The following is a 7,205-nucleotide window of genomic DNA, read 5'->3' as shown; positions in this document are numbered from 1 at the left end:
CAGGGATAACCCATGCGATGTCGGAGGCATCATAGCCTGCAAAGCAGATTGGGACCTTGTTCGCCGACCCCATCAGGGCCAGCAGCTTCGAACGGCTGCATGAACAGGCCGGACAGAAGACTGCACCCGACCAATGCGCCAGAACAACGAATTACCTCTTGCAATACGGGAGCCATCCACAGAGGACATCGAGCACAACCAGCGCTGGACCCAATCCTGACCTGCCTACATGATTTCAATCCCGAAATCAGACATTTCGCCCGACGGCGTCATACCCATGGTTCCTTGTCCAACTCCGTCCGGGTGGCCGGCGTTCGGCTCGTGGTTCATGCGGTCAGGACATCCTCAATCTTGATCGGCAATGTCCGCACACGCTTGCCCGTCGCGTGGAACACTGCGTTGGCAATTGCCGGAGCGGTATACGTGGACGACCGCAGAGGGTCGACTCCGGCCGGTGGCTGAAGGTCAGCTAACGAGGCGCGCTGCGAATGACCAGTAGTGGCGCAATCGAGGCGATCCGTGCTTTTAACCGCTCTGCACGCGGAAGAAGCCGTTGGAGGACTAGGTTGGGTGGAAACTTGCCGTATGCGCGCCTGTCGTAACGACGTGATTGCGGCAAGGAGCGGACGTCGCCCCGCCTCTGCGGCTTGCTCACTCTAGCGTCGGGGGCGGTCCGCAGACCGTTGAATCGAAATCGCTACGAAGCCCACGGGCAGACCTTAGCCGCCCGCGCTGAGCATTTCGATGATTGTTAAATCCAAAGAATCACCACAGGACGGTGGCCGTCGAGCGAGTTTTCAGCAGCCCATTTCCGCGGCCTATTAATGTGCAACTTGGGAAGCTGCCGACATCAATTCCTCGGGATTCGGCGCTCTGAAGGTGTTGAGGCCATCCTCCAGAACTTCAGTGAAGTTCCAGCGTACGATGCCCGCCCGGTCGATTAGGAACTGGCCGACAAGCTGCCCCTGGCCGGAAGCCACCATCGCCTGCTGATCGGCTTCCGTAATCTCATATCCTTCCTTCTTGTTGAGGAACTCGTTCATTGCCATGACGTCCATAGGTTTGGGCAACTCGCCCGGGAGATGGATCCGTATCGCCATGACCGTGTCCATCCCAACCTCGCGCAAGCCGAAAGCACGGTGCGAGGCCCGCTCCGGGTCGGATGCGGCGAGAAGATCGGGTGCCGGGTGGTAACGGAAATAGAGCCGCGCCCGCTCGACCGGCGTATTGACCACCGCCAGGCATTCGACGCCTTTCTCACCCAGGGCCGGCTTGAGTTGCGCCATCGCCGCGACATGGCGCCGGCAGAACGGACAGTGCAGGCCTCGGAACAAACCGATCAACAACGGGCTACGGCCTCGAAAATCATCGAGCGCGATCTTGCCTTCGCGTGAGATCGCATTGAGCACAACATTCGGTGCCCGGTCGCCCGGCTGCAGCGGGCGGTCAACACTACTCGTGGACATGGACAACCTCCTCGCCCCGGGTCAGTCAGGGAAAGCAGCACACCCAGCGTTTCGGAGGCGATCAAGTGCTGGGGCGAAAGCTCCCTGTGCCAAGGCAATAGTTTTCGACCTCTGCCATATTGCCGAGGTCGAGATTACGCGCGTTGCAAGCCCACCATAACACGAAAAGGCATCTGCGGGTCGCCTCCAAATGTGGTGAATGACCTCACGCGAGCGCACTCCCGAATGCTCTTGCGCTGAAGGTCAGGTTCCCGACCTCGATTTGGAGGTTCAAGTCTGCAACGCCCAAGGTCGTCAACGGGTCGGTTTCGGACGATAAGCGAAGGTCCGCTCCCGAAAAGCGTCGGGAATGTCTGGAAATGGCGCAACAAGATGTCCAAGGTGGTCGCCGGCAACGTCCGCTATCGGGCAAAAGCGAAGATCACCTCAACGGCCGACATGCGGCGCAAAGCTGCCGTTCCTCCGCGCGCGAAACTGAACGGATCCGCGTCAAAAGGCGACCGGCGGACGATCCATGTTAACATTGTGGCTAATTAAACGGCGCGCCATGATCGCGGCCCAAAAGGTCCGCTAAGCGCCAATACCAGTCAGCCAGATGCATACTCGCGGATGACCGCAATGGGCCGGAAGCGGACTGGCAGCTTCGAGGCTCGGAAGGTCAGAAACGGACCTTCAAGCGCCCTGCGTGCATCGACGTGAACTGACCCGAACCGGTCATTGCAGCTGCACGGCGGCAACGTCGCTGAAGGGGTGGAAAGTTGCCGTTCGGCTCATTCGCCCGAACGAGCAGGTCGCGCCATAGCTGGCATTCGCTCGGCGTCCCCTCGGATCGGTCGACAGTTGAAGCTATTCTTCTGGCGGAGCAGGAGCGAAGCAGCGGAGACCCTAGGATCCATGCTGTGACTTTTAAGCGTCACGGCGGCGAACATGGATCGCGAGGTCGGCGGCATCGTCTCGGGCTTTCGGAATTGGGCAAAACCTTAGGGGAGTCCTGCCAGTTCGGCGCCGTGGCGGATGGCAAGCAACGCGTCCGGGTTCTTCACGGGGTTGCCTGCGATGAAGCGTTCGACCGAAAAGCTGGGAAATTCAGCTTTCAAGCGGGCTGCGATCCTGGCCGCCTCTTCGGTCTCGCCCATGGCCGCATGCGCAAGCGCCAGGAACATCAGCACGTCCGGCGACTCGGGCACGCTTCTGCGCAGCGCCGCAATGGCCTCCTCATGCCGGTCGGCGGCGAATAGGACGCGGCCCTGCATACCGAAATACCAGGGCGGGGCCAGCGGATTGAGGCGCATGGCGCGCTCGATGAGCGGAATTGCCTCGGACGGATCGCCGACGACAAGAGCTCTGCTGCCGGCCAGCAGTGTCAGTATGCCGGCATAGTGCGAGCCGTATTCGAAAGCGCACCGATACGCATGCTCCGCCCCCTCGAGGTCGCCGAGGCATGCCCTGAGATTCCCAAGGCAAGCGTGGGCGCAGCTGTCGGTCGGGTCGAGCCGCAGCGCCGTTTCGGCCGCCGCCCGCCAGTTCTCGATCGACGTTGGCAGATTGTCTCCGAAGCCGTTGCAGGCCTCGATCGAATAGGCATAGGCGAGTTCGGCCCAGGCGTTGGCGAAGGTAGGGTCGAGCTCCAGCGCGCGTGAAAACAGGCGAATCGCCTCCTCATTGCCGGCGCGGCTGAACGTGGTGTGCTGTTCGATGGCAAGCAGATAGTAGTCGTAGGCCCGCAGGCTGGCCGGCGGCTTGCGGCGAACCGCGTTGCGGCCGACCGTGGCCAGCGTTCCGTAACTACCGACGAGCACGTTGATGATGCTTTCGGTCAGGCTGTCCTGGAGCGCGAAAATATCCTCGACCGAGCGGTCGTAACGCTCCCTCCACAGGCTGACGCCGTTGCGTGCGTCGGCAAGCTCTATCGTCGCGCGAACCCTCTGGTCGTCCGCGCGCAACTGGCCCGACACGATATAGGTAACGCCGAGCGCCTTGCCGTCGGCCGCGAAATCGGCGGGCTTGCTGCCCAGCGATTTCATCGTGTGGAAAGCGATGACGGGCAAACCCGCGTATCGTGCCAGGTCAATGGTGATCTCAGACGACAGGCCGTCGGCAAAGCGACACCAGCGCTCTTCGGAATTCAGGCATACGATGGGGAATATGGCGAGCACTGGCGAGGCGTCAGACAGAGGTAAAGGCGCCTGCGGCTGGGCGCCGGAGGTGTCGGCAAAGTGGGCCGCGAGCCCGATCTTGTTACGCACCCCAAGTTTTTCGTAGATGGTCGCAAGGTGGGTGCGAACAGTGGCCGGGGCAATGAAAAGCGCCTTGCCGATCTCCCGATAGGTCAGGCCGGCGGCAAATTTTTCCGCGACCGCGCGCTCGCGACCCGACAGGGCATCGAGCGTGTGAGCTTTCGAAGCGTCATTGAGCATCATGGAAACCGCGTCCCAGGAAGCTGTTCGACTGCCGTCGCGGAAGAATACTACAAATGCGGTAGGCCGAATACAGCATCTGCCCGATCCCGCCGCAGGCTCACACGGTGCAAGCTTCCCTTACGGCAACAAGCTGCAATCAGCCAAGGGGGATTCCATGCGTTCTGTATCCATAGTGCTGGCATGCACGGTCTTGGGTTTTTGCGCCGCAGCGTCGCCCTCGTTCGCAAGCGGGTGCCGACAGTTGCTGGAATCAAACGTGAAAATCGCCAGCATGCGTGTGTATGCCGACATCCTGGCAAATGCTGCCCGCAACGGCTGGAACTACACGCCTGAATCGATCGTCAGCGGCTCAAATCGGCATTTCGAGGAGATGAGCCTCCAATTGATCGAAGCCGGTTATGAGATCTTCCCCGTCGGCGCTCGCCCAAATTGCAACCAGTTGAACAAGCAGGCCGGCGGTTAGCTAAATCACCGATCCGCCCTTTTGCGGCGCAAGCTTTGTCGAGACATCGATATGTCGAAGGTGCAGGCCAACTGTCTGCTGCTGCTTGCCGCCGCATTTTGGGGGTTCGGTAACGTTGCGCAGAAGACCGTGCTGGATCATCTCGATCCGCTCAGCGCCGTAGGCACGCGCTGCCTGATTGCGGGACTCTTGGCCGCGCCGCTGATGATGCTCGAACTGGGAAGAAAGCTCGAACCGGGCTACTGGATGAGTCTTATCAGAGTCAGCGCGCTGTTTTCAATTTCCATTGCCATCCAGCAGGTCTCCTATCTCGGCACCTCGGTCACCAATGCGAGTTTCCTGGTGAGCACGGCAACGGTGATGACGCCGCTCGCAGCCTGGTTCCTGATCGGCGAGCGACCGACCGCAGTGGTCGGACTTGCGGCGTGCGTGACATTGGTCGGCGTGCTGCTTCTGTCCGGCGGATTGACCGCCAGCTTCAGTCAGGGCGATCTCGCAGCGATACTTTCGGCCGCATGCTACGCGCTTTGGATGGTCGAGCTCGGGCGCCATATGCAAACCCATGGCGCTCCGGTCACAGCGGCTGCCGCTCAATTTCTCGTCGCGGCCGTGATCACCCTGCCGCTTGGAGCCCTTCACGGCAATTTATCGATGGCTGCCATCAGCGACGCGGCCCCGGAACTCGCTGTACTCGGCATATTCTCGACGGCAGGCGCCTTCGGCATCCAGTCGATCGCCCAACGGTTTACCTCGGCCAGCCATGCCGCCGTGATCGTCAGCGCAGAGAGCGTGTTCGGAGCGATTGGCGCGGCCATGTTTCTAGGGGAGCGGCTGTCGTCGGTCGGGGCTCTCGGGGCTGCGATCGTACTTGGAGCAATCATCTTGCTGTCCCTGTCAGTGCGCAGATCCGAAATTGCCAAGCCAGTGGCGGCAGAGTGAGAAACCATCCCCTTGGCAAATCAAGTGGAGGCCCTCCGCCGGAAATTGGTGATTGAGATAAGCCTGAACGTGAATGCGCCAGGCCAATCGGACAACTGACGCACACCCCGGTAGGAGGCCTCATCGAGCCTAGTCCGGGTTCGATCGGCCTCGCCAGCCTGGATTCAACCGCAGCCGTACCACGCGCCTTGCCGAAGGTCCGCAAAGGGTGGGCTCCGGCCGCTCGGCCTTGATCGCTTTAACGACCGCTCCCGGCGCACCCGCGACCTCCAGCGCGGTCGCCCGTAATGTCCGCTTTAAGGCAGTCGCACAGCTAACTTTAATGACCGAGATCGGCGCGAAGCCGCCGCTCCTTCCGAGCGAAACATGGCGCGGTTGTCGCTCGAACAGGGCCAGCGGGATACGGCCCGCAATCTTCTCGCCCCGGTCTATGGCTGGTTCACGGAAGGATTCGACACGCTCGATCTGAAGCATGCCAAGGCGCTGCTCGACGATTTGCATGTCTGACAATCAATTTCGACACAGCCCTTAGTTCGACCGAACGTAGTCCCTGGTGAGCTTACACCTCAACAGCAGCTCATGAGGCGGACATGACCTTTCGGGTGAAGTGAGTTGCGCCGATCTAAGGAGCATATCTGCGGGACATGCCATGCATACTGGGCAGGGGGTGTCCGCCTCTAGGCTAGGAACTGGAGATCACGTTCAAAGGAACTCGGCCAGAAAGCCGGAAAAACACGTTCGAGGTCACCAGCGTTTCTGGACTGGCCAGGTGATTTTCGAGGGAGGTCAGATCGCTCTCGAGGTCGCTACGCTCAATGAAGCCACCGTCAATCAGTTTATCACGAACATTTTTGATGAAGTCCCGCAGGATCGGTCGCCGCTCATGGGCCGGTGGATAAACATGGACGACTGTATCGACGCGGAGGTCCACAACTCCAGCGTCGCGAAACAGCCGGTGGGTGCGCCGGCCTACGAAGAGGTCGATTCCTTGGGCTGCCGAATAGGCTTTGTAGGCGTCGAGGAGACGGGTCCACGCCGGCAGCGGCGGATCGCAGATGAGGGCGAGAAAGTCAGCCTCGAAACTTGCCACCCAGCCTCCGGGACGCACCAGTGAGACCATCTCGCGCACGATGCGCTCGGGCTCCGGCACGTTGACGAGAACAAGCCGCATGTGAGCACCGTCGAACGACGCTCGAGGCAACTGCGTGTCGTATGCATCGCCTTCACGAACTTCGACCTGCGATAGCCCGTGGTCAGCAACAAAGCGGCGGGCCTGTTCGACAAAGTGGTGGCTGCGTTCGATGCCAAGGACCGATCCGGTCGAGCCGACGCGTTTGCCAAGCAGGTGCAAGACACCTCCCGGACCGCAGCCAAGGTCGATGACGCGCTCGCCCGGCTTGATCCCGATCCTGTCGAAATGCGCGTCGGAATCCGGCGCCAGATTGGCGATCTGGCGCTTGAGCCGTATCTCCTCGGCCTCGCCACGCCCTAGCAAATACTTGTCTGGCTGTGTCAAGACGCATTCCTCTAACGTGAGCATGCGGCAATCAGGCGTTGATCACGTATTTTCGAGAATGCGACAGCTCGATCGCGCGGTCAACAAACACAGTCCGCTTGGGACCTACGGATGACGCGACGTTGCCATGCTGGCCAACCTCATCGCGCAACTTTGCCGTTCACGAATGTCCGGTTCGAGGCGCAAAGCTGCCTGTGGCCTGTCCACTAGCGATGTCCTCTGTGGATGGCTCCCGTATTGCAAGAGGTAATTCGTTGTTCTGGCGCATTGGTCGGGTGCAGTCTTCTGTCCGGCCTGTTCATGCAGCCGTTCGAAGCTGCTGGCCCTGATGGGGTCGGCGAACAAGGTCCCAATCTGCTTTGCAGGCTATGATGCCTCCGACATCGCATGGGTTATCCCTG

The 7,205-nt window shown here is 60.7% G+C and carries 7 protein-coding genes; 4 read left to right on the top strand and 3 right to left on the bottom strand.

The genetic code is table 11. The features are described from left to right. Nucleotides 1-821: 821 nt before the first annotated feature. Nucleotides 822-1,466: a peroxiredoxin-like family protein gene (locus ACFX5Q_RS34510; RefSeq protein ID WP_404285021.1), complete on the bottom strand. Its 645-nt coding sequence runs from the start codon at nucleotides 1,464-1,466 to the stop codon at nucleotides 822-824. Between the two features lie 372 nt (nucleotides 1,467-1,838). On the opposite strand from ACFX5Q_RS34510, the gene ACFX5Q_RS34505 reads away from it, so the two are divergent. Further along, entirely contained in the window at nucleotides 1,839-2,003 is a 165-nt protein-coding gene (locus ACFX5Q_RS34505) for a hypothetical protein (protein ID WP_404285019.1), read from the top strand. A gap of 443 nt (nucleotides 2,004-2,446) precedes the next feature. Here ACFX5Q_RS34505 and ACFX5Q_RS34500 read toward each other — a convergent pair whose 3' ends face one another. Continuing rightward, complete coding sequence (locus ACFX5Q_RS34500) at nucleotides 2,447-3,886, bottom strand: LuxR C-terminal-related transcriptional regulator (RefSeq protein ID WP_404285017.1); 1,440 nt, start codon at nucleotides 3,884-3,886, stop codon at nucleotides 2,447-2,449. Here ACFX5Q_RS34500 and ACFX5Q_RS34495 point away from each other — a divergent pair. From ACFX5Q_RS34495 to ACFX5Q_RS34485, 3 genes are all read left to right on the top strand, one after another. Further along, nucleotides 3,876-4,349 carry a hypothetical protein gene (locus ACFX5Q_RS34495; protein ID WP_404285015.1) on the top strand — a complete coding sequence of 158 codons (474 nt, stop codon included), beginning with the start codon at nucleotides 3,876-3,878 and terminating at the stop codon, nucleotides 4,347-4,349. The two genes, ACFX5Q_RS34500 and ACFX5Q_RS34495, sit on opposite strands and share 11 nt — an antisense overlap. 21 nt (nucleotides 4,350-4,370) lie before the next feature. Further along, entirely contained in the window at nucleotides 4,371-5,288 is a 918-nt protein-coding gene (locus ACFX5Q_RS34490; protein WP_404285013.1) for a DMT family transporter, read from the top strand. A 366-nt stretch (nucleotides 5,289-5,654) separates the two neighbouring features. Then, nucleotides 5,655-5,795, top strand: coding sequence for a hypothetical protein (locus ACFX5Q_RS34485; protein WP_404285012.1), 141 nt, complete (start codon nucleotides 5,655-5,657; stop codon nucleotides 5,793-5,795). A gap of 175 nt (nucleotides 5,796-5,970) precedes the next feature. Here the strand turns inward: ACFX5Q_RS34485 and ACFX5Q_RS34480 are convergent, their stop codons facing one another. After that, entirely contained in the window at nucleotides 5,971-6,804 is an 834-nt protein-coding gene (locus ACFX5Q_RS34480) for a methyltransferase domain-containing protein (RefSeq protein WP_404285010.1), read from the bottom strand. Nucleotides 6,805-7,205 lie beyond the last annotated feature (401 nt).

Origin of the sequence: Mesorhizobium sp. IMUNJ 23033, from assembly GCF_044778005.1 — a bacterium.
Classification (GTDB): domain Bacteria; phylum Pseudomonadota; class Alphaproteobacteria; order Rhizobiales; family Rhizobiaceae; genus Mesorhizobium; species Mesorhizobium amorphae_A.
This window is presented reverse-complemented; position numbering and strand designations above follow the sequence as displayed.